The organism is Microbacterium sp. 05N427, from assembly GCF_056397105.1.
In genome coordinates, this window is record NZ_JBFTMT010000008.1 from 16686 (window position 1) to 38087 (window position 21402).

The window sequence follows — 21402 nt, forward strand, 5'->3', positions numbered from 1 at the left end:
AGTTGAGGGATCAGGGCGTCAGAATCGCTGCACACGCTCCCTCCACTGAAAGCAGGCAGCATTCCATGAGCGAAACGACAGAGGCGCCGGGCTCGCACCCGATCGATGACGACGCCGCAGCCCTGGCCGCCCTGGGCTACAAGCAGGAACTGCATCGGGGGATGTCGGGGTTCAGCAACTTCGCCGTCTCCTTCTCGATCATCTCCATCCTCGCGGGATGCATCACCTCGTACGCGATCGCCCTGAACTCGGGCGGTCCCTCCGCGATCACGATCGGCTGGCCTGTCGTCGGCGTCTTCGTGCTCATGGTCGCCCTCGCCATGGCGGAGGTCTGCTCGAAGTACCCGACCGCCGGTGGCCTGTACTTCTGGGCCGGCCGGCTCGCCAAGCGGAACAAGCGCCAGTGGGCGTGGACCGTCGGCTGGTTCAACTTCCTCGGCGAGGTCGCGGTGACCGCGGCCATCGACTTCGGCGCGGCCACCACGATGATGGCGTTCGCGAACCTGGTGTGGGGCATCGAGCCGACCAAGGCGAGCACCTTCGGCCTGTTCGTCGTGCTCATCGTGATCCACGGGCTGCTGAACACGTTCGGCGTCAACATCGTGAGCCTGCTCTCGAACGTGTCCGCCTGGTGGCACATCGTGGGTGTTCTCGTCATCGTCGGAGCGCTGTGGATCATGCCCACCCAGCATCAGGACGTCGGCTGGACGTTCACGCACTGGTACAACGGCACCGGCTGGTCTTTCGGACCGTACGTGTTCCTCATGGGCCTGCTCATGGCGCAGTACACCTACACCGGGTACGACGCCTCCGCGCACGTCGCCGAGGAGACCAAGAACGCCTCGGTCGCGGCGCCCAAGGGCATCGTGATGAGCGTCGTGATCTCGATCATCGGCGGCTGGATCCTGCTCTTCTCGATCACCGCCGCGATTCAGGACGGCAGCGACAAGGGGATCCAGGGGCTCCTCGGATCCTCGACCGGACTGCCTCCGGCGCAGATCTTCCTGGACGCGCTGAACAACCCGACCATGGCGAAGTTCCTGCTCTTCATCGTCTGCGGCGCGCAGTTCTTCTGCGGCATGGCCTCGGTCACGGCGAACTCCCGGATGAGCTACGCCTTCTCGCGGGACAACGCGATCCCGGGATCGCGGCTGTGGGCCAAGGTCAACAAGCGCACCGGCACCCCGACCAACTCGATCTGGCTGTGCGTGGTGCTGTCGATCATCCTGACCACACCCGCGCTGTTCAACAACACCGCATACCTCGCGGTCACCTCGGTGGCGGTCATCGGCCTGTACATCGCCTACGTGACCCCGGTGTTCCTGCGCCGGCTCGACAAGGGCTTCACCCCAGGGCCGTGGCACCTCGGCAGATGGAGCGCGGTGGTCGGCTGGATCGCCGTGGTCTGGGTGATCTTCATCATCATCCTGTTCGTCCTGCCCCCGGTGAACCCGATCACGATCGACACATTCAACTACGCCCCGATCGCCGTGGTGGTCGTCGCCATCCTCGCGATCGTGCTGTGGTTCGGGTACGGCAAGCGCGACTTCATGGCATCCAGTGCCGAGGCCGAGCACCTCACCATGGCGCCGGACAAGCTCCTGGAGGAATGATCACGACATGACGGACGCGATGGACTCTCCTCTGGTGGACGCGGCGCTGCATCCGGTCCGAGGCCACATGGCCTTCGAGAGCTGCGTGGAGCAGCTCGGATCGGCCATCAGGCTCGGGATCTTCCGGGTGGGGACGAAGCTGCCCGGCGAGCGCGAGCTCGCCGAGAAGCTCAGCGTCTCCCGCGCCACCCTGAGGGAGGCCATCAGCGCCCTTCGCGCCGCCGGGCTCGTCACCACGACCCGGGGACGCGGAGGGGGCACCGTCGTCCTGCCGGCCGCCGAGCAGTGGCCCGCCGACCAGACCCCGCCGCACCGCGCGGAGATCGACGACGTGATCGTGTTCCGTTCCGTGATCGAGCCGGGAGCCGCCTACCGGGCGGCGCTGATCCCCTTGAATGAGGCTCAGCGCACGCTCCTCACCGACAGCCTCGCCGACCTCGCCGCGGCCGAGACCCCCGCCGACTACCGCCAGGCCGACGCCCGGCTGCACCTCGCCATCGCGACGGTCTGCGGATCCGACGAGCTCGCCCGCTCTTGCAGCGCGGTGCAGGTCCGGATCCATCAGCTCCTCGCCGAGATCCCGTTCCTCAAGACCAACATCGACCACTCCGAAACCGAGCACCGTGCGATCGTCGCGGCGATCCTGGACGGCTCCGCCGACCGCGCCCGCGACATCATGACCGCGCACTGCGATGCGACCGCCGCGCTCCTCAAGGGCCTTCTGAAATAAAGGACACCGCTGCACATGAACTCCTCCGACCTCATCGTCCCCGTCCGCAACGACCGCATGCTCACCGTCGACCAGCTGCGTGGACGCATCCTCGACGGTTCGCTCGACACTGTGATCCTCGCGTTCACCGACATGCAGGGACGCCTGCAGGGCAAGCTCCTGCACGCGCGCTTCTTCCTCGACTCGGTGCTCGGCCACGGCACGGAGGGGTGCAACTACCTGCTCGCCGTCGACGTCGAGATGAACACGGTCGACGGCTACGCGCATGCGTCCTGGGCCGACGGCTACGGAGACATGGAGTTCGTGCTGGATCTCGCGACGATCCGGCTCCTCCCGCACCGACCGGGAACCGTGATGATCCAGTGCGACCTGGCGGGGACCAACGGTGCGTCCGTGCGGGTCTCGCCGCGCGAGATCCTGCGCGCGCAGACCCAGCGCGCCGCGTCCCACGGCTGGAAGGCGCTCGCCGGCACCGAGCTCGAGTTCGTGATCTTCGACACCCCGTACGACAGGGCGTGGGACACCGGCTATCGCGACCTGGAGCCGGCCAACCGCTACAACATCGACTACTCGATCCTCGGATCCACCCTCGTCGAGCCGCTGCTGCGTGAGATCCGCAACACGATGTACGCCTCGGGGCTCAACGTGGAGTCGGCGAAGGGGGAGTGCAACTTCGGTCAGCACGAGATCGCGTTCCTCTACGACGAGGTCATCACCACCGCCGACAACCACTCGTTCTACAAGACCGCGTCGAAGGACATCGCGCGCCAGCACGGGCAGTCGATCACCTTCATGGCGAAGCCGAACCAGCGCGAGGGGAACTCCTGCCACGTGCACATGTCGTTGCGCGGCAAGGACGACGACGCGCTGGTGTTCTGGGACGCGGAGAGCGGCGCCCGGACCGCGGTCTACGACCACTTCATCGCCGGCGTGCTCGCGACGATGCGCGATTTCACCCTGTTCTACGCGCCGAACATCAACTCGTACAAACGGTTCGTGAAGGGGTCCTTCGCGCCGACCGCGGTCGCCTGGGGTGTGGACAACCGGACGACGTCCGTGCGGCTGGTCGGTCGGGGCAAGGGCGCCCGGATGGAGAACCGGCTGCCCGGCGGAGACATGAACCCGTATCTCGGACTCGCCGCGATGCTCGCCGGCGGCCTGTACGGGATCGAGCACGAGCTGTCGCTGGAGCCGGAGACGAAGGGCAACGCGTACGAGTCCGGCGCTCCGACGGTTCCCTCCACGATGCACGAGGCGCGCGAAGCGCTCGCGCAGTCCGCGATCGCGAACGAGGTCTTCGGCGAGGACGTGGTGCGCCACTACGTGAACTACGCCGATGTCGAGATCGCGGCTTTCGACGCAGCGGTGACCGACTGGGAGCTGCGCCGCGGCTTCGAACGGCTGTGAACGGGTTCATCGGAGACTTCGAAAGGCTGAGCGCATGAGGATCCCTTCTTCCCGCTTCGGCGCCGCCGGCGCCTTCACCGTCCTGAACCCCGCGACCGGACATCCGGTGGGGGAGGTCGGACTCGCGGACCTCGCGGAGACCGACGCGGCGATCGAGCGCGCCCATCGGGCCTACTCCGCGTGGCGGGCGATCGCGCCCGGGGATCGCGCCCGGCTGCTGCGGTCGTTCGCGAGCGTCGTCGAGGCGCACATCGATGAGCTCGCCGCGCTCGAGGTCGCGAACGCCGGCCACACGATCGGCAACGCGCGCTGGGAGGCCGGCAACGTCCGCGACGTGCTGAACTACTACAGCGCGAGCCCCGAGCGGCACTTCGGCAAGCAGATCCCTGTGGCCGGCGGGATCGACGTGACGTTCCACGAGCCGCTCGGCGTCGTCGGCATCATCGTGCCGTGGAACTTCCCGATGCCGATCRCCGGCTGGGGGTTCGCCCCCGCGCTCGCCGCAGGCAACACGGTGGTGCTCAAGCCCGCCGAGCTCACCCCGCTGACCGCGATGCGCCTGGGCGAGCTCGCTCTCGAGGCGGGACTCCCGGAGGGCGTCTTCACGGTCATCACCGGCAAGGGCAGCGTGGTGGGAGACCGCTTCGTCACGAACCCGCTCGTGCGCAAGGTGTGCTTCACCGGGTCCACCGAGGTGGGCAAGGGGATCATGCGCGGCTGCGCCGATCAGATCAAGCGCGTGACGCTCGAGCTCGGCGGCAAGAACGCGAACATCGTGTTCGACGACGCGGACCTCGAGGCGGCGGCCGCAGCGGCCCCGGGCGGGGGCCTCGACAACGCAGGTCAGGACTGCTGCGCCCGCTCCCGCATCCTCGTGCAGGAGAGCGTGTACGACCGGTTCCTCGAGCTGCTGCAGCCGGCGGTCGAGGCGTTCCGGGTCAAGGACCCGTCCGCGGAGGACGCGGAGATGGGGCCGATGGTTTCGGCGCGGCAGCGCGACGCGGTCATGGCGCACCTGGACGGCGCCGACATCGCGTTCCGCGGCCAGACCGCTGCGGGCGCGGACGGGGTCGGCGGGTTCTGGCTCGCCCCCGCGGTCGTGCTGCCGCGCAGCGCGAGCGATCCGGTGTGGTCGCAGGAGCTCTTCGGCCCTGTGCTCGCGGTCATGCCGTTCCGCGACGAGGCCGATGCGATCGCGAAGGCCAACGACACCGAGTACGGGCTCTCCGGATCCATCTACAGCCGCGATGTCGGCCGTGCTCTGCGCGTCGCCCGCGGCGTCGAGAGCGGCAACCTCTCGATCAACTCGCACTCGTCGGTGCGCTACTGGACCCCCTTCGGCGGGTTCAAGCAGTCTGGGCTCGGGCGCGAGCTCGGACCGGACGCGCCGGACTCCTTCTCCGAGGTGAAGAACGTGTTCATCTCCACGACGTACTGAACCCTCCCCACACAGCGAAAGGCAACACAGGAATGGGAAAGCTCGAAGGCAAGGTCGGCGTCATCACCGGCGGCTGCAGCGGTATCGGACTGGCGACGGCGAGGAAGTTCGTGGCGGAGGGCGCGAAGGTCGTCATCGGCGACCTCGACGAGGCGAACGGCCCTCGCATCGCGGAGGAGCTCGGCGGCGTGTTCGTATCGGTGAACGTGACCGATCAGGCCCAGGTGGAGAACCTCTTCAAGGTCGCGCACGACACTTACGGCCGCATCGACATCGCCTTCAACAACGCCGGGATCTCGCCCGCGTCCGATGACTCGATCCTGAAGACCGGGATCGACGCGTGGAACCTGGTGCAGGACGTCAACCTCACCAGCGTCTACTACTGCTGCAAGGCCGTGCTGCCGTACATGCTCGAGCAGGGGAGCGGATCCATCATCAACACGGCCTCGTTCGTGGCGATCATGGGCGCGGCGACCTCGCAGATCTCCTATACCGCGTCCAAGGGTGGCGTACTCGCGATGACCCGCGAGCTCGGCGTGCAGTTCGCCCGCAAGGGCATCCGCGTCAACGCGCTCTGCCCCGGCCCGGTGAACACCCCGCTGCTGCAGGAGCTCTTCGCGAAGGACCCCGAGCGCGCCGCGCGCCGCCTCGTGCACGTCCCGATGGGGCGCTTCGCCGAACCGGAGGAGATCGCGAACGCCGTGTCATTCCTCGGAAGCGACGAGTCGAGTTTCATCACGGCGATGGACTTCCTCGTCGACGGCGGCCTCTCGAACGCGTACGTGACCCCGCTGGAGAGCGACTTCGAGTGAGCGAGCCGCGTCCTGTCGTCGGACTCACGACCTACCGCCAGGAAGCCTCCTGGGGTACCTGGCGGCAGGTCGAGGCCGATCTGCTCCCGAGTGACTACGCGCGCTCGATCGAGCGCGCCGGCGGCGTGCCGCTGCTGTTGACGCCGGTCGCGGCTCCTGGCGCCGCGGGCGATGTGCTCGCGCGCCTGGACGGACTCCTCATCGCGGGCGGAGCGGACGTGAACCCCGCCCGCTACGGCCAGGAGCCCGGCCCTTCGACGGGCTCAGGGACCGTGGGGGGCCGCTGGTACGACGACCGCGACTCGTGGGAGCTCGCGCTGCTCGCGGAGGCGGAGCGGATCCGGCTGCCTCTGCTCGGGATCTGCCGCGGCATGCAGCTCATGGCGGTCGCGGCCGGGGGATCCCTCGTGCAGCACCTTCCCGACGTGGTCGGTCACGGCGAGCACGGGGGAGGGCCGACGTCGTACGGATCCGCCTCGGTCCGCGTCGATGCGCAGGGGCGTGTCGCGGCGCTGGTGGCGCCCGAGATCACAGTCCCGGTGCATCATCACCAGGCGGTCGCTCAGCATCCCGGCTATCGCCCGGTCGCGCACGACACGGACGGCGTGCTGCAGGCGATGGAGGCCGAGGGCGATCGGTTCGCGGTCGGAGTGCAGTGGCATCCGGAGACCGATGCGGATCCCGGCCTCTTCGACGGGCTGATCGCGGCGGCGCGAGAACGCGCCGCCGCGCGCAGCTAGCCGGAGAAGGCTTCGGCGACGGCATCGGCGATCTCACGATCGCGTCTGGCTCCCGCCACGCCGTCGCGTTCGGCTCCGCTGATGAGGAACGCGAAGGAGTATCCGTGGTCCGGATCGGCGAAGCCGAGCTGTCCGCCGAATCCGGGGTGCCCGAAGGTGCGCGCCGAGGTGCGCGTTCCGTGGTGGCGCACGGGATGGCCGAGCCCGAGCGCGGGGAACTCCGCGTAGGGCACGCCTTCGCCGGCGATCGTCAGGCATCCGACCGTCCGGTTCGCGGGTGCGCCGCCGCGCCCCTCATCGACCAGGACGTTGCGGCTCTCCCTCGTGGCGCTGTTCAGGACGTCCTCGTCCCACAGCGCGGGATGACCGTGCAGGAGCGCTTGATAGAAGAGCGCGAGCGAGGACGCATCGGAGATCACACCTCCGCCGGGCACGCCCGCAGCGATGAGGGCTGGATCCCGCCCGATGTCGAGCGCGAGGGCATTCGCCGCATCCAGCTCGGCGGGCGTGAGCGGCTGACCGAGCGTCGCCTCGGCGTATGCGAGGTCATATGCTCCCACCAACCCGGCAGGCTCGATGCCCTGCTGCTCAACAGGAGAAACCCCCAGCTGCATGCGGTCGAGCCCGAGCGGATCGAGGACGAGGCGGCGCAGCGCTTCGCGGTGGTCGAGCCCTGTCGTGCGTCGCACGATCTCCGCGAGCACCCAGTGCGCGGAGACGGGGTGATAGGCGTAGGCAGTGCCCGGAGCGGTCTCGATGGGCGTGGCGGCGAGTTCGGCTGCGCGCCGCTCGTGATCGATGGCGCTATCGCGCGCCGGCCAGTAGGACGGCATGCCCGCCGTGAACAGGAGCAGCTGCTCGATCGTCACGTCCTGCTTCCCTCCCGCGGCGAACTCCGGCCACAGATCGGCGACGCGGGAGCGGAGATCGAGCGTCCCCGCGCTCGCGAGATGYAGGATGAGCGAGGCGAAGACGGGTTTGCTCGCCGAGAAAATGCAGAAGCGGGAGTCCGCATCGGCGCGGCCCAGGGCGCCCGCCTGCTCGACGCGGCCGTTCAGGGCCAACGCGTATTGCGCGGCCGGGGCTCCGCTCTCCTCGACCACGCGGGCGAGGACGGCATCGAGCTCGGAGAGTCTCTTCTCGGTGATCACCGTACGGTGCTCCCTTCAGGTCGGACGTGCAGGGAGGCGGTGCGCACATGGGCGCCTGGGCCGACGTATTCGGGCGAGACGCCGGGGAGATCCAACAGCGCACGGGTGCCGACCGGCACCTGCACCTCGACGGAGAGGGTGCCGTCGGTCGCCCGCCACGACACGGCGATCCGCCCGTGCGGGCTCAGGTGAGCCGTCGAGCCTTCCGTGATGTCTTTGTGCGGCCTCGGCGCGACGACGAACTCGGACCATCCCGGGGCGGTGCGGCGGAGGCCGCCGATGTGCTGATGCATCCAGTCCGCCACTGCTCCGAACGCATAGTGATTGAACGATGTCATCTCGCCGGGGTGGATGCTTCCGTCGGGCAGCATGCTGTCCCAGCGCTCCCAGATCGTGGTCGCGCCCATCTGAACGGCGTACAGCCAGGACGGGGCCTCGGTCTGGCGCAGCAGCGCATACGCGTCCTCGTGCGCTCCGACAGCGCTCAGGGCGTGGAGCACGACCGGAGTCCCGGCGAAGCCGGTGCCGATCCGATGGCCGTCGGCACGCACGAGCCGCACCAGCTCGGCTCCCGCGCGCGCCCGCAGGCCGCTCGGGAGCAGATCGAAGTGGAGGRCCAGCGCATACGCCGTCTGCGAGGGGCGCAGCAGCAGCCCCGACTCGTCGTCGAGGAAACGCCGTCGGAGAGCCCTCGCCACCTGGTCGGCCAGGGCGGCCCAACGTCCTGCATCCCCGGGCCGCCCTAGCGTCTCTGCGGCCGCGGAGAGGAGTCGGGCGGAGCGGGCGAAGTAGGCCGTCGCGACGAAGGCGGGATCTGTGCGCCCGGCCGCGGGGTCGTCCGCGGGCGCGCTCGGGTCGAGCCAGTCGCCGAACTGGAAGCCGCTGTCCCACACCCGCTCCGCACCGGCGAGCCGTTGCACCTGTTCGACCCAGGCGCACATGCTCGGATACTGGCGTTCGAGGAGGCCGGCATCCGCGGTGGCCTCGTAGAGCGCCATCGGCACGATCACGGCGGCGTCGCCCCAGACCGCGGCCGGCTGCGGATCGAGCCCAGGCAGGTGCCGCACATCGTCGGGGACGGGCAGCTCTGGCACGAAGTAGGGAACCGTGCCGTCCTCCTTCTGCTCCGCGGAGAGGTCTTCGAGCCAGGATCCGAGCAAGCCGGCGCAGTCGTACAGGTAGGTCGCGGTCGGGGCGAACACCGCGATGTCGCCCGTCCAGCCGAGGCGCTCATCGCGCTGGGGGCAGTCCGTCGGAATGTCCACGAAGTTGCCGCGCATAGCCCACACGACGTTCTCGTGCAGCCGGTTCAGCAGCGGATCGGAACAGGAGAACCACCCGGTCCTCGTCATGTCGGAGTGCACGACGACGGCTTCCAGCGCGTCGGCATCCGGCCCCTCGCCCGGCCAGCCCGTCACCTCGACATACCGGAAGCCGTGATAGGTGAAGCGGGGCTCCCAGGCGGTGACGCCGCGGCCGTCGAGCACGAGGGAGTCCTCTGCGGCCGCCGTCCGCAGCGGACGGGTTCCCAGTTCCCCGTCCTCGAGGACCTCGGCGTGACGCAGGCCGATCCGCGTGCCGGCCGGTCCGTCGACCCGCACCCGCACCCAGCCCACGAGATTCTGACCGAAGTCCACGAGGGTCCGCCCTGTCGGGGAGGTCCAGATCCGCCGGGCGGCCAGCGTCTCCGTGGCGCGGACGGGAGGCGCGGAGGGAGCGACCAGGCGTGCGGAAGGGGGCTCGTGCACGGTCACCGGCCTCCAGCCGTCCGCGGAGGTCCAGTCCACGTCTAGGCGCGCGTCCCAATGCTCGCCGTCATAGAGCCCCGCGCTGCGGACCGGGCCCGAGCGCCATTCCCAGGAGCCGTCGGTGCCGTGCACCTCGCGGCGACCGTCGGAGAATTCGAGCTCGAGCTGAGCAAGGAAGCCGAGCCGGGAGCCGTACACCTCTTCGCGGGCGATCAGCGGGAAACCCAGCCTTCCGCGGTACCAGCCGTCGGCGAGGAGCGCGCCGATCGTCAGACGCCCCTCTCGTGCGTAGCGGGTCAGGTCGTGGGTCCGGTAGCGAAGCCGGTGGTGATAGCTCTGCCACCCGGGCTCCAGAACGGCATCGTCGATGGGTGCTCCGTCGACGGTCACGGTGTAGAGACCGTGGGCGCTCGAGCGCAGCCGGGCGCGGACGACCTCGCCGTGGACCTCGTAGATGCGCCGCACGATGGGTGGGGGCTCGCCGGCCGACGCGGGGGGAGCGCCGACGAACGATCCGACCCATTCGCCCGCCTCGAGCAGACCAGCCTCCACGAACGACGGCGAGCTCCATCCCGAGACCGTGCCATCGTCGAAGAAGACGCGCACCTGGAGGGAGCGGCGCTCTCCCGACCTCAGGTCGAGCGCGGGCCATGGTTCCAGGACGCCGGCGGTGCCGGCCAGTACGAAGACGGCCTCGTGGACGGCGTCCGCCACGCGCAGCTCGTGCGAGACGGCCGCTGCTCGGTCGGGATGGATCTGCCGCGTCCAGGACAGCCGCGGCCTGCGCTCGCCGATGCCGAGCACGTTCGCTCCGAGGTGCTCGAAGCCGACGGGCGACGGCGCCAGATCTTCGCGCACCCGCGCCGTCATCCCTTCACCCCGCCTTCGGTGAGGCCGGCGAGAACGCGGCGCTGAGCGATCAGGTAGAGCACGATGAGGGGCAGGCTGGTCATGATCACGTGCGCGAACACGAGGTTCCAGTTCAGCGTGGTGGTCGATGCCGACGCGAAGGAGAACAGCGTGAGGGGCAGCGTCGCGTTCGCAGAGGTCTTCAGCAGGAGCAGGGCGAAGAAGAAGTCGTTCCACACCTGGATCACGAGGAGCACGCCGCCCACGAACAGCGTCGGCCGCAGCAGCGGCAGCATCACGGAGACGAAGATGCGCAGGCGGTGGGCGCCGTCGATCGCCGCGGCCTCCTCGAGCTCCACGGGGATGCTGCGCACGAAGCCCGTGGTCAGGAAGACGATCATCCCCATCCTGGTGCCCATCATCATGAGGGCGTATCCGGCGATCGACCCGTCGAGGTGGAGGGTGGAGAGCAGGAAGAGCGTCGGGATCACCGCGGGCGGGAGGAGGATCGAGAGCGAGGTGACGTAGAAGAACACCTGGAACGAGCGACGCGTGCTGCGCGCATAGGCCCAGGCGGCCATGGCCCCCAGCAGCAGGACGACGACGATCGTCGGCACGGCCACGAGTGCGCTGTTGCGCAGGCCGACGAGATAGTGGCCTTTCGTGAACACCGCGGTGTAGTTCTCGACGAGTGCCCACTGCTCGGGCAGCGCGAGTGACAGGTCCGCCGCCTCTGCGGGCGACTTGAACGAGTTCACCACGAGGAGCCAGAACGGGATGAGGATCCACGGGACGGCGAAGAGTGCGACCACGGTGTATTTCAGGACGCGGCGGAGGCGGATCATGCGATCTCCCGTCGACGGAGCCAGGAGACCAGAGGTAGAGCGATCAGCACCACCAGGATCGTCACGGTCAGGCTCAGCGTGCTGGCCGTGCCGAAGTACGACTGGCCGAACTGCTGCTGAACGGCGACATTGAGCGTCTGCGTCGAGATGCCAGGGCCGCCGGAGGTTGTCGACGCGATGATGTCGTACGCGCTCAGGGCTCCGATCAGCGTCGTGACCACGTTGAAGGTGAAAGCCGGCGCGAGAAGCGGGAACACGACACGCCAGAACCGTTRCGATGGAGAGGCGCCGTCGATCTCCGCGGCCTCGAGCAGGGACGCGGGGATGCTGTTGAGGCCGGCGATGTACACGAGCGTCGCGATGCCGGACCATTTCCACGCATCGATGAAGGCGACCGTGACGAGAGCGGCGACCGGATCGCCGAGCCAGGCGAGGTCGAACCCGGGGACGAACGCGCCGATGGCATCGTTGAGCACCCCGTTCGGCGCGACGATCGCCCGCCAGATGTACCCGGCGGCGAGGGGCGAGATGAGCACCGGCAGGAAGAACAGGGAGCGGAAGAACGCGTTGATGCGAGTCGTCTCGCGCAGCGCGTTGGCGAGGGAGAGCGCCACGACGTTCTGAATCACCATCGCGATCACGGCGTACACCAGCGTGACGATGATCGCGTTGCTCAGAGTTCCGGACCGCCACAGCAGGATCCAGTTGGCGAGTCCCGTGAAGCGGATGTCGTTCGAATAGCCGCTCCAAGACGAGAACGCGAAGGGCAGGTTCAGCAGGAACGGGATGAGGAAGAACAGCACGACCAGGACGAGTGAGGGGAGCGCGAACCAGATCCAGCCCCCTCTCCGGCGGACCCGGTGCGCGCTGCTTTCCGCCGTGGGGCGGGGTGCCGAGGCGATCACCATCCGGGCAGACCAGCCGCCGTCGATGCCTGCTCGACCGCGGCCTGCACGGTGCGGGCGGCGGCCTCCGGTGTCGTCTGTCGGGCCAAGAGCTTGGAAGTCTCGGTCGCCAGGGCGCCGAATCCTGCGACGTTCGAGTTGAACGCGATGCTGGAGTCGCCCTCAAAGGCCGACTGGTAGCTCAGCTGGAGCTCGGAGAAGCCCTTCGGCGTCTTCGCCGTGTCGATGACGGGGAACGAGTTCCCCTTGTCGACGAGCTTCTGGTAGCCGGACCCGGTCGCGTACTCGATGAAGGAGAGCGCAGCTTTCTCCTTGGCGGCGTCACCGGTCTTGGGTGCGTAGTAGGTGCCGAGGGGCCCACCGGCCCACGAGGCCACGGGGGACGACGACGACACGGGGACGAAGCCGACGGCGGCTGAGAGTCCCTCCGGGGACCCGTCGGCATCGGCGAGGAGGGACGCGTATGTGTCGGAGTGCAGTGCCGTCATCGCCGCCTTGCCCTCGAGGACCGCCTTAAGGCCGTCCTCGAACGTTGCGGAGGTGGCATCCGCGTTGAAGCAGCCGCCGTCGCGGAGCCCCGCGTACGCCGTCAGGCCGGCGAGGAACGGGCTGTCCGCGGCATCCAGCGCCTCCTTGTTGCCTCCGATGGCCGCGCCGTACGCGTTGCCGGAGTTGTGGTCGGCGACGTAGAGCAGAGGGAGGACCTGGGTGGGCCACACGCTGCCGCCGGACTCCCAGATCGGTGCCACTCCGGTCGGCTTCAGCGCCGTGCACAGCTTGCTGAGGTCGTCGAAGCTCCGGGGCGGTTGGAGACCCTGATCGGCGAGCACGGCCTTGTTGTAGTAGACACCGAAAACCGAGGGGAAGCCGGTGACGGCCGCGTACACCGTGCCGTCCAGGGACCCCATGGACGCGTACAGGTCTCCTGAAGCCTTGACGAACTCCATCTGAGTCAGATCCTGCATGTTCTTCGCGGGGTTGAGCGTGAGCATATTGGCGACGGTGGGATGGAACTCGAGGAGGTCGGGTCGATCTCCGGTGGCCCACTTGGTGAGGGTCGTCGTCTCGAACGAGTCGGAGGGGAGGTCCACGAGCTCGATGGCGATGCCCGTCTTGGCCTCGAAGTCCTTGTAGAGCTGAAGGAGTGCGGGGGAGTCCGCGGAGTTGTGCCACATCGTCAGCGACGTCGGCGCCGTGCCGTCGTCAGACGACGCGGTGCACCCGGCGAGCACGAGGGAGGCGCCGGCGGCTACGGCCCCGGCGAGCAGTACGCGAGTCTTCATTGGTCACTCCGTTGGGTCCAGTGGTCGGGTTCACGATCTACTAGAACGTTCTTCTAGACCGTTCTAGTGGCATAATCTAGGGAAGCCGCCGACTCGATGTCAAGCCTTCGGTTCATCGAGTCAACGGGAGGATGAAGAGGGAGCATGACCGACACCAAGTCCGCTGGACGCAGGCCGACCATCCGCGATGTCGCCGCACGGGCCCAAGTCTCCACGGCGAGCGCGTCGCTGGTGCTGCGCAAAGCGGCGGGGATCAGCGACGAGACCCGGCAGCGCGTCGAAGCGGCGATGAAAGAGCTCGGCTACCGCCCGATGGCATCGGCGCGAGGGATGCGCGGCAAGACGTTCACGCTCGGCGTCCTCGTCTCCGACATCCAGAACCCGTTCTTCGGCATGCTCCTCGACGGCGTCGCGGCCGCCGTGGCCGGATCAGGCTACGAACCTCTCGTCGGCCCCGCCGGTCCGACGCGCGCGACGCAGAGCAGGATGCTGGAGGCGATGCGGGATCGCCAGATGGATGGACTCGTGCTCATCGCGCCGCATCTGCGGGAGGACGATCTCGAGGACGTGGCCAGGCACATCCCGACGGTTGTGATCGGTCGACACGGTCCGGCCGAGTCCTTCGACACCGTGGCGGGGGATGATGCCCTGGGGTCGCGCCTGATCGTGGACCATCTCGTGGCCCAGGGGCATCGACGCATCACGTATGTGACGCACTCCGGACCGGATCCGGACGACCACAGACGCCCCGAGCTCGTTCGAGAGCGCGGATACCTCGACGCCATGCGCGCCCACGGGCTGGACGAGTTCATCGATGTGGTGCCGGCCGAGTGGAGCCTGGATGGCGGCAGGCGGGCCGGGGAGCTGTTGCGAGGCAGGGACGAACAACCCACGGCGATCCACGCCGGAGCAGACATCGCGGCCTTCGGTCTGATGGCTGAGCTGTGGAGCGGCGCAGGCGACCGGAGGCCCGCACTCGTCGGATACGACAACACGCCCACAGCCGCTCTGCCCCCGGTCGGGCTGAGCTCTGTCGACCAGTCGGGCTTCGAGATGGGGCGTCGCGCCGCCGAGCTGCTTCTGGAGCGGCTCGATGGGCGCGCCGAGGCGCGCCACGTGGTGACGACGCCGCGACTCGTCGTCCGCGCGTCATCCCGGCGCGCCGCGGGCTGATCGCGGCGGCGAAGGAGCGCATGCGCGCCCGCTGATCGGGCGGAACGGCGTGTGGGGCCCTGGCTGGAACCTCGTCGGCGGCTATGATCGATCGAGCACGACGAGCAGGAGAAACGTGGCGAAGAAGACGAAGGACGACACCCCGATCGGGCCGACCGGGCGTCCCTACCAGGGCTTCCCCATCCCCGCTCCGCTGAAGGTGCACGGTCCCGCGCGGATCATCGCCCTCTGCAACCAGAAGGGCGGCGTCGGAAAGACCACGACGTCGATCAACCTCGCCGCCGCCTTCGCCGAGTACGGGCGCAAGGTGCTCGCCGTCGACTTCGACCCGCAGGGCGCCCTGTCGGCGGGTCTCGGGATCCCCACGCACGACATCCCCACGGTCTACGACCTGCTGCTGGACACCAAGCGCGACCCTCACGATGCGATCGTGCACACGCACGTCGAGGGACTGGATCTGATCCCCGCGAACATCGACCTGTCCGCCGCCGAGGTGCACCTCGTCAACGAGGTCGCGCGCGAGACGATCCTCTCGCGCGTGCTGCGCCAGGTGGCGGGGGAGTACGACGTCATCCTGATCGACTGCCAGCCTTCGCTGGGCCTGCTCACGGTGAACGCCCTCACGGCCGCGCACGGCGTGCTGATCCCGCTCGAGTGCGAGTTCTTCGCGTTGCGCGGCGTCGCCCTGCTCGTCGAGACGATCGACAAGGTGCGCGACCGCCTCAACCCCTCGATCACTCTCGACGGCCTGCTCGCGACGATGTACGACGCGCGGACTCTGCACTCCCGCGAGGTGCTGGAGCGCGTGGTCGAGGCGTTCGGCGACGACGTGCTGGAGACCGTGATCGGGCGCACTGTCAAGTTCCCCGACGCCTCGGTGTCGGGGGTGCCGATCACCGAGTTCGCGCCGGAGCATCCCGCCGCACAGGCGTACCTGCGACTGGCCCGGGAGCTGGTCGCTCGTGGCGCCGTCGCCTGACGCGATCCCCGAGGACGCCCCTATCCCCGAGCCCGAGTCCGGGTTCCGTGTCTCCCTGTCGAACTTCGACGGGCCGTTCGACCTGCTGCTGAACCTCATCTCGAAGCACGAGATGGACATCACGGAGGTGTCGCTGAGCAGGGTCACCGACGAGTTCATCGCGTACCTGCGGGACCTCGGATCCGACCCTTCGACAGGCTCAGGGGACGACCTCGACGAGACCAGCGAGTTCCTCGTCGTCGCGGTGACCCTGCTCGACATGAAGGTCGCCGGGCTCCTGCCGCAGGGCGAGCTCGTGGACGCCGAGTCCGTCGCGCTCCTGGAGGCCAGGGATCTGCTGTTCGCGCGTTTGCTGCAGTATCGGGCGTTCAAAGAGGTCTCGACCTGGTTCGCGCGCAGCCTGCAGTACGAGGATCGGCGCCACGCCCGCGCGGTGCGGCTGGACGAGAAGCACCGCGCACGCACGCCGGAGCTGGTGTGGACGCTCAGCACCGCCGACTTCGGCACGCTCGCCCTGCTCGCGTTCGCGCCGAAGGAGATCCCGACGGTCGGCCTCGACCACCTGCACGCGCCGCTCGTCAGCATCCGGGAACAGGCCGCGATCGTGGTGACGCTGCTGCGCAGCGCGGAATCCGTGACGTTCCGTGAGATCGTGGCGGGGGCTGTGGAGCCGGGGATCGTGGTGGCGCGTTTTCTGTCCGTACTCGAGCTGTACCGGCATGCGGCGCTCTCCTTCGAACAGCTCGAGCCGCTCGGCGAGCTGACCCTGCGATGGTCTGCCGAGCACTGGACCGACGAGATGCTGGCGACGTTGGGAGCCGACTATGACCGATGACACCATGACCGATGACACCATGACCGACGACGCTGCGCCCGTGGGCACCATGACCGTGGAGCAGCCGCTCACGGAGAAGCTCGAGGCGATCCTGCTCATCATCGACGAGCCGCACAGCCTCGTCTCCCTCGCCGCTGCCGTCAGCGCGCCCGTGCCCGCGGTGCGGCAGGCGATCGRGTCCCTCGTCGACGAGTACGACGGGCGGGGGCAGGGTCCTCGTCGCGGCTTCGAGCTGCGCGAGGTCGGCGGAGGCTGGCGGCTGTACGTGCGCGAGGACTACGACGATCTCGTCGCCGACTTCGTGGGCGGGCAGGCTCCGGCGCGGCTGTCCCAGGCCGCGCTCGAAACGCTCGCGGTGATCGCCTACAAGCAGCCGGTCACCCGCAGTCAGGTCGCCTCGATCCGCGCCGTCAACGTCGACTCGGTGGTGCGCACGCTGCTCGGCCGCGGGCTCATCACCGAGCTCTTCCAGGACTCCGAGACCGGGGCGATCAACTACGGCACGACCGACGCGCTGCTGCAGAACCTCGGCATCAATTCGCTCGACGAGCTGCCGCCGATCTCGCCGCTGCTCGACGACGGCTCAGAAGGATTCAGTGAAAGGGCATGATGACGACCGAACTCCCTGAGGGCGTGCGCCTGCAGAAGGTGCTCGCGAACGCCGGTGTCGCATCGCGACGCGTGATCGAGCAGTACATCGTCGAAGGACGCATCCGGGTGAACGGATCCGTCGTCACGGAGCTCGGCCGACGGATCGACCCGGAGAACGATCTGGTCGATGTCGACGGCACCGCGGTGCAGCTGGACACCGGCAAGCGCTACGTCATGCTGAACAAGCCCACCGGCGTGGTCAGCACGATGAAGGACGAGAACGGGCGCCCGGATCTGCGCCGCTTCACGAAGGACTACGAGGAGCGCCTCTACAACGTGGGGCGCCTGGACGCGGAGACCAGCGGGCTGCTCATCCTCACTAACGACGGCGACCTCGCGCACGTGCTCGCGCACCCCTCCTTCGGCGTGACCAAGGTCTACATCGCCAAGGTCGAGGGCGTCGTCACCGCGCAGACGATCGCGAAGCTCACGAAGGGCATCGAGCTCGAAGACGGAGTGATCGCGGCCGACAAGGCGAGGCTGCTGGACGCCTCGACGGGCTCGGCGACCAGGGCGGGATCAAGTCTCGTCGAGCTCACCCTGCACTCCGGACGCAATCGGATCGTGCGCCGGATGCTCGCCGCGGTCGGTCACCCGGTCACCGAACTCGTGCGACGTCAGTTCGGCCCGCTGCACCTGGGAACGCTCCCGGCGGGGAAGTCCCGCGAACTGACTAAAATCGAACTCGGCGCGCTTCTGACCCTGTCGCGCCAGGATTCCCCGGCCGAGGGCGCTTCGAACCCCTCGACGGCCTCGGGGACCGACGCCGCGCGGGGAGACGCGCAGGAGAACGAGTGAGCGACACGAGCAGGACGCCGAACGAGCGTGCCGCGCGACTTTCCGGAACCATCCGGATCGTGGGCGCGGGGCTTCTCGGCGCCAGCATCGGGCACGCCCTGACCGCGAAGGGCGTCGACGTCGCCCTCGCCGACACCTCTCCTGCGCAGCTGCGGCTCGCCATCGACTACGGTGCAGGTCGCGCCGCCCGGGAGGATGACGCCCCGTCGCTCGTGGTCGTCGCCGTGCCGCCGGACGTGACGGCCGACGTCATCGAGGCCGAGCTGACGCGGTTCCCGGAAGCCGTGGTCACCGATGTCGCGAGCGTCAAGCTTGAGCCGCTGCGCGTGCTCCGCGCGCGCGGCGTCGATCTGACGCGGTACATCGGATCCCATCCGCTCGCCGGTCGCGAGCGCGGGGGAGCGATCTCGGCGCGCGCCGACATCTTCATCGGCCGCCCGTGGGTGGTCTGCCGCGACGAGGAGACCCGCGCGGCGGATCTCGCGCTCGTCGAAGGCCTGGCTCTCGACCTCGAGGCGATGCCGCTCGAGATGACTCCGGAGGAGCACGACCGCGCGGTCGCGCTGACCTCGCATGTTCCTCAGGTCGTGGCGAGCCTGCTCGCCGCCCGCCTCGCCGACGCCGAGGACGGTTCTCTCCGCCTCGCCGGCCAGGGCGTGCGCGACACCACGCGCATCGCCGCCTCCGCCCCCGAGCTGTGGGTGCAGATCCTCGGCGCGAACGCGGCCCCCGTCGTGTCGGTGCTGGACGCGCTCGCGGCGGACCTCGCCGAGGTGGCCGACGCGCTGCGCGAGCCCGACCGCACCGGATCCCGGCGCACCGTCGCCGAGGCGATCCGGCACGGCAACGAGGGCGTCGAGCGGCTGCCGGGCAAGCACGGCCAGAACCGCCGGTTCGAGTCGTTCGTGGTGATGATCGACGACACCGCGGGTCAGCTCGGCCGCCTCTTCGGCGAACTCGGCGAGCTCGAGGTGAACGTCGAGGACCTGCGCCTGGAGCACTCGCCTGGTGCACAGTTCGGCCTCGCGGAGATCAGCGTGACGCCGGCCGCGCTCCGCGGCGCCGTCGAAGGACTGGAGGCCAGGGGATGGCGGATTGCGAGCATGCCCGATGACTGACCCTTCGACAGGCTCAGGGACCGCGGCGCAGGCGCCTTTCATCGTCGCGATCGACGGCCCGGCCGGATCCGGGAAGTCCAGCGTGTCCAAGGCCGTGGCACGACGCCTCGGCTACGGATTCCTGGACACGGGCGCCGCGTACCGCGCGCTGGCCTGGCACGTCCTGGACCGCGGTGACGACACCGCCGACGAGGCAGCGGTGCTGGCCGCCGCCGCCGACTTCCCGTTCGCGCAGGGGCTCGACCCCGACGACCGTCTCGTGCACGTCGGCGCGACGGATGTGACGGGCGCGATCCGCGACCCGCGCGTCACGGGCGCCGTGAGCGGCGTGGCACGCGTGCCGGCCGTGCGCGCGCAGGTGAACGACGCGTTCCGCCGGATCGCCCGAGCGGCCGAATACCCCGCCGTGGTGGTGGAGGGGCGCGACATCACGACCGTGGTCGCCCCGGACGCCCCCGTGCGGATCCTGCTCACCGCGGCACCTGAGGTGCGCGCAGCGCGCCGGGCCGCGGAACTCGACGCGGAGGATGCAGGGGCGGTCGCCGCTGCTCTGCACCACCGCGACGCCAAGGACAGCGCGGTGGTGGACTTCCTCACCGCCGCGGAAGGAGTGGAGGTCGTGGATTCGACCGACCTCGACTTCGAGGAGACCATCGATGCCGTGATCGCGGTGATCGAGCGACGTGCGCCCGGAGCGCAGCGAGGAGCCGACAATGGCTGACGAAGAAGAATACGAGGGCGGCGAAGACCGTCTTGCCGAGAAGCTGGACGCGATGGACGCGGAGCTCGTGGAGTCGCGCGCCGCGACCCTGCGCGCGGGCCTCGAGGACTACGACCTGGACGACGAGGACGCCGAGCTGCTCGCGGGTCTCGTCGCGGGCGAGGACGGGATCGAGTTCCTGCCCGCCCTGCCGGTCATCGCGATCGTGGGCCGGCCGAACGTCGGCAAGTCCGCGCTCGTGAACCGGATCCTGGGCCGTCGCGAGGCGGTCGTGGAGGACACCCCCGGCGTCACGCGCGACCGCGTCACGTACAAGGGCGAGTGGATGGACCGGCGCTTCACGCTGGTCGACACCGGTGGCTGGGAGCCCGACGCGAAGGGCATCGACCGCTCGGTCGCCGCGCAGGCAGAGGTCGCGATCGACCTCTGCGACGTGGTGATGTTCGTCGTCGACGCGATGGTCGGCGCCACCTCGACCGACGAGCACGTCGTGAAGCTGCTGCGCAAGAGCGGCAAGCCCGTCTTCCTGGTCGCGAACAAGATCGACGACGCCCGGCAGGAGCCCGAGGCCGCCGCGCTGTGGAACCTGGGTCTCGGCGAGCCGTACCCCGTGTCCGCAATCCACGGACGCGGAGTCGCAGACCTCCTCGACGCGATCATGGAGAAGCTGCCCGAGGTCTCCGCCGTCGCCAAGGGCGAGATCGGCGGACCGCGCCGCGTCGCGATCCTGGGCCGGCCGAACGTCGGCAAGTCCTCGCTCCTGAACAAGGCTGCGGGGGAGGAGCGCGTCGTCGTCAACGAGCTCGCGGGCACCACACGCGACCCCGTGGACGAGGTCGTGGAGCTGGGCGGCAAGCTGTGGCGCCTCGTCGACACCGCCGGCATCCGCCGCCGCGTGCACCTGCAGCAGGGCGCGGACTTCTACGCGTCGCTGCGCACGTCCACGGCGCTGGAGAAGGCCGAGGTGGCCGTCGTCGTGCTCGATGTGAGCCAGTCGATCAGCGTTCAGGATCTGAACATCATCGACATGGTGCTGGAGTCGGGCCGCGCGCTCGTGCTCGCGTTCAACAAGTGGGACCGTCTGTTCGACGACGACATGGAGAACCAGGACCGTCGCCGGTACCTGGAGCGCGAGATCGAGCAGGACCTGGCGCACGTCGCCTGGGCTCCGCGCGTGAACATCTCGGCGAAGACCGGTCGTCACCTGGACAAGCTGGTCCCGGCGCTGGAGACCGCGCTGGAGAACTGGGACCGCCGGATCCCGACCGGCAAGTTCAACGCCTTCCTCTCCGAGCTGGTCGCCGCACACCCGCACCCGCTGCGCGGCGGCAAGCAGCCCCGGATCCTGTTCGGTACCCAGGCGACCACGCGTCCGCCGACATTCGTGCTGTTCACGACCGGCTTCCTCGACCCGGGGTATCGCCGGTTCATCCAGCGCAGGCTGCGCGAGCTGTACGACTTCGAAGGCACCCCGATCGTGATCAACATGCGGGTGCGCGAGCGCCGGCAGCGCTGAGGATACGGCGCCGACTCCAGGGTCGGCGCCGTTCCTGTCCTGTAGCCCTGGCGGGAGGCGCGCACCATTGCCGTGCGGTCGGGTTCGGTG

19 protein-coding genes are annotated in these 21402 nt (G+C 69.0%); 14 read left to right on the forward strand and 5 right to left on the reverse strand.

Annotated features, from left to right (window positions below; translation table 11 throughout):
• Positions 1-65: 65 nt before the first annotated feature.
• Genes AC1DG4_RS09815 through AC1DG4_RS09840 form a run of 6 tightly spaced genes read left to right on the forward strand, consistent with a single transcriptional unit; the run spans position 66 to position 6740 of the window.
• Positions 66-1613 carry an amino acid permease gene (locus AC1DG4_RS09815; protein WP_477381996.1) on the forward strand — a complete coding sequence of 516 codons (1548 nt, stop codon included), beginning with the start codon at positions 66-68 and terminating at the stop codon, positions 1611-1613.
• 7 nt (positions 1614-1620) lie between these two features.
• Positions 1621-2343, forward strand: a complete 723-nt coding sequence (locus tag AC1DG4_RS09820) for a FadR/GntR family transcriptional regulator (RefSeq protein WP_477381995.1) — start codon at positions 1621-1623, stop codon at positions 2341-2343.
• A gap of 15 nt (positions 2344-2358) precedes the next feature.
• Complete coding sequence (locus AC1DG4_RS09825; RefSeq protein WP_477381994.1) at positions 2359-3750, forward strand: glutamine synthetase family protein; 1392 nt, start codon at positions 2359-2361, stop codon at positions 3748-3750.
• A 34-nt stretch (positions 3751-3784) separates the two neighbouring features.
• On the forward strand, positions 3785-5188 hold the full coding sequence (locus tag AC1DG4_RS09830; RefSeq protein ID WP_477421206.1) for an aldehyde dehydrogenase family protein: 1404 nt from the start codon (positions 3785-3787) through the stop codon (positions 5186-5188).
• A 32-nt stretch (positions 5189-5220) separates the two neighbouring features.
• Complete coding sequence (locus AC1DG4_RS09835) at positions 5221-6000, forward strand: 3-oxoacyl-ACP reductase (protein WP_477381992.1); 780 nt, start codon at positions 5221-5223, stop codon at positions 5998-6000.
• Complete coding sequence (locus AC1DG4_RS09840) at positions 5997-6740, forward strand: gamma-glutamyl-gamma-aminobutyrate hydrolase family protein (RefSeq protein WP_477381991.1); 744 nt, start codon at positions 5997-5999, stop codon at positions 6738-6740. Before AC1DG4_RS09835 ends, AC1DG4_RS09840 begins: the two co-directional genes overlap by 4 nt.
• Here AC1DG4_RS09840 and AC1DG4_RS09845 read toward each other — a convergent pair.
• Genes AC1DG4_RS09845 through AC1DG4_RS09865 form a run of 5 tightly spaced genes read right to left on the reverse strand, consistent with a single transcriptional unit; the run spans position 6737 to position 13521 of the window.
• Positions 6737-7891: a serine hydrolase domain-containing protein gene (locus AC1DG4_RS09845; protein WP_477381990.1), complete on the reverse strand. Its 1155-nt coding sequence runs from the start codon at positions 7889-7891 to the stop codon at positions 6737-6739. The genes AC1DG4_RS09840 and AC1DG4_RS09845 overlap by 4 nt on opposite strands.
• Positions 7888-10509 carry a family 78 glycoside hydrolase catalytic domain gene (locus AC1DG4_RS09850; protein ID WP_477421207.1) on the reverse strand — a complete coding sequence of 874 codons (2622 nt, stop codon included), beginning with the start codon at positions 10507-10509 and terminating at the stop codon, positions 7888-7890. The genes AC1DG4_RS09845 and AC1DG4_RS09850 overlap by 4 nt, the downstream gene beginning before the upstream one ends.
• The gene (locus AC1DG4_RS09855; protein ID WP_477381988.1) at positions 10506-11333 is read right to left on the reverse strand and encodes a carbohydrate ABC transporter permease; all 828 of its coding nucleotides are present in this window, start codon (positions 11331-11333) and stop codon (positions 10506-10508) included. Before AC1DG4_RS09855 ends, AC1DG4_RS09850 begins: the two co-directional genes overlap by 4 nt.
• Positions 11330-12241, reverse strand: a complete 912-nt coding sequence (locus tag AC1DG4_RS09860; RefSeq protein ID WP_477421208.1) for a carbohydrate ABC transporter permease — start codon at positions 12239-12241, stop codon at positions 11330-11332. Before AC1DG4_RS09860 ends, AC1DG4_RS09855 begins: the two co-directional genes overlap by 4 nt.
• Complete coding sequence (locus tag AC1DG4_RS09865) at positions 12235-13521, reverse strand: ABC transporter substrate-binding protein (RefSeq protein WP_477381986.1); 1287 nt, start codon at positions 13519-13521, stop codon at positions 12235-12237. Before AC1DG4_RS09865 ends, AC1DG4_RS09860 begins: the two co-directional genes overlap by 7 nt.
• Before the next feature lie 144 nt (positions 13522-13665).
• On the opposite strand from AC1DG4_RS09865, the gene AC1DG4_RS09870 reads away from it, so the two are divergent.
• The 8 genes from AC1DG4_RS09870 (at position 13666) to der (ending at position 21312) form a co-directional block, all read left to right on the forward strand.
• Positions 13666-14694 carry a LacI family DNA-binding transcriptional regulator gene (locus AC1DG4_RS09870; RefSeq protein ID WP_477381985.1) on the forward strand — a complete coding sequence of 343 codons (1029 nt, stop codon included), beginning with the start codon at positions 13666-13668 and terminating at the stop codon, positions 14692-14694.
• A 115-nt stretch (positions 14695-14809) separates the two neighbouring features.
• Positions 14810-15673, forward strand: coding sequence for a ParA family protein (locus AC1DG4_RS09875; RefSeq protein ID WP_477381984.1), 864 nt, complete (start codon positions 14810-14812; stop codon positions 15671-15673).
• On the forward strand, positions 15657-16508 hold the full coding sequence (locus AC1DG4_RS09880) for a segregation and condensation protein A (RefSeq protein WP_477381983.1): 852 nt from the start codon (positions 15657-15659) through the stop codon (positions 16506-16508). Before AC1DG4_RS09875 ends, AC1DG4_RS09880 begins: the two co-directional genes overlap by 17 nt.
• Before the next feature lie 19 nt (positions 16509-16527).
• Positions 16528-17118, forward strand: coding sequence for an SMC-Scp complex subunit ScpB (gene scpB / locus AC1DG4_RS09885; RefSeq protein ID WP_477421221.1), 591 nt, complete (start codon positions 16528-16530; stop codon positions 17116-17118).
• Positions 17115-17957 (forward strand): pseudouridine synthase, encoded by an 843-nt coding sequence (locus AC1DG4_RS09890; protein ID WP_477381982.1) that lies wholly within the window; start codon positions 17115-17117, stop codon positions 17955-17957. Before scpB ends, AC1DG4_RS09890 begins: the two co-directional genes overlap by 4 nt.
• Positions 17954-19075, forward strand: coding sequence for a prephenate dehydrogenase (locus AC1DG4_RS09895; RefSeq protein WP_477381981.1), 1122 nt, complete (start codon positions 17954-17956; stop codon positions 19073-19075). The genes AC1DG4_RS09890 and AC1DG4_RS09895 overlap by 4 nt, the downstream gene beginning before the upstream one ends.
• Complete coding sequence (cmk, locus tag AC1DG4_RS09900; protein WP_477381980.1) at positions 19068-19796, forward strand: (d)CMP kinase; 729 nt, start codon at positions 19068-19070, stop codon at positions 19794-19796. Before AC1DG4_RS09895 ends, cmk begins: the two co-directional genes overlap by 8 nt.
• Entirely contained in the window at positions 19789-21312 is a 1524-nt protein-coding gene (gene der / locus AC1DG4_RS09905) for a ribosome biogenesis GTPase Der (RefSeq protein ID WP_477381979.1), read from the forward strand. Before cmk ends, der begins: the two co-directional genes overlap by 8 nt.
• The last annotated feature ends 90 nt before the right edge of the window (positions 21313-21402 follow it).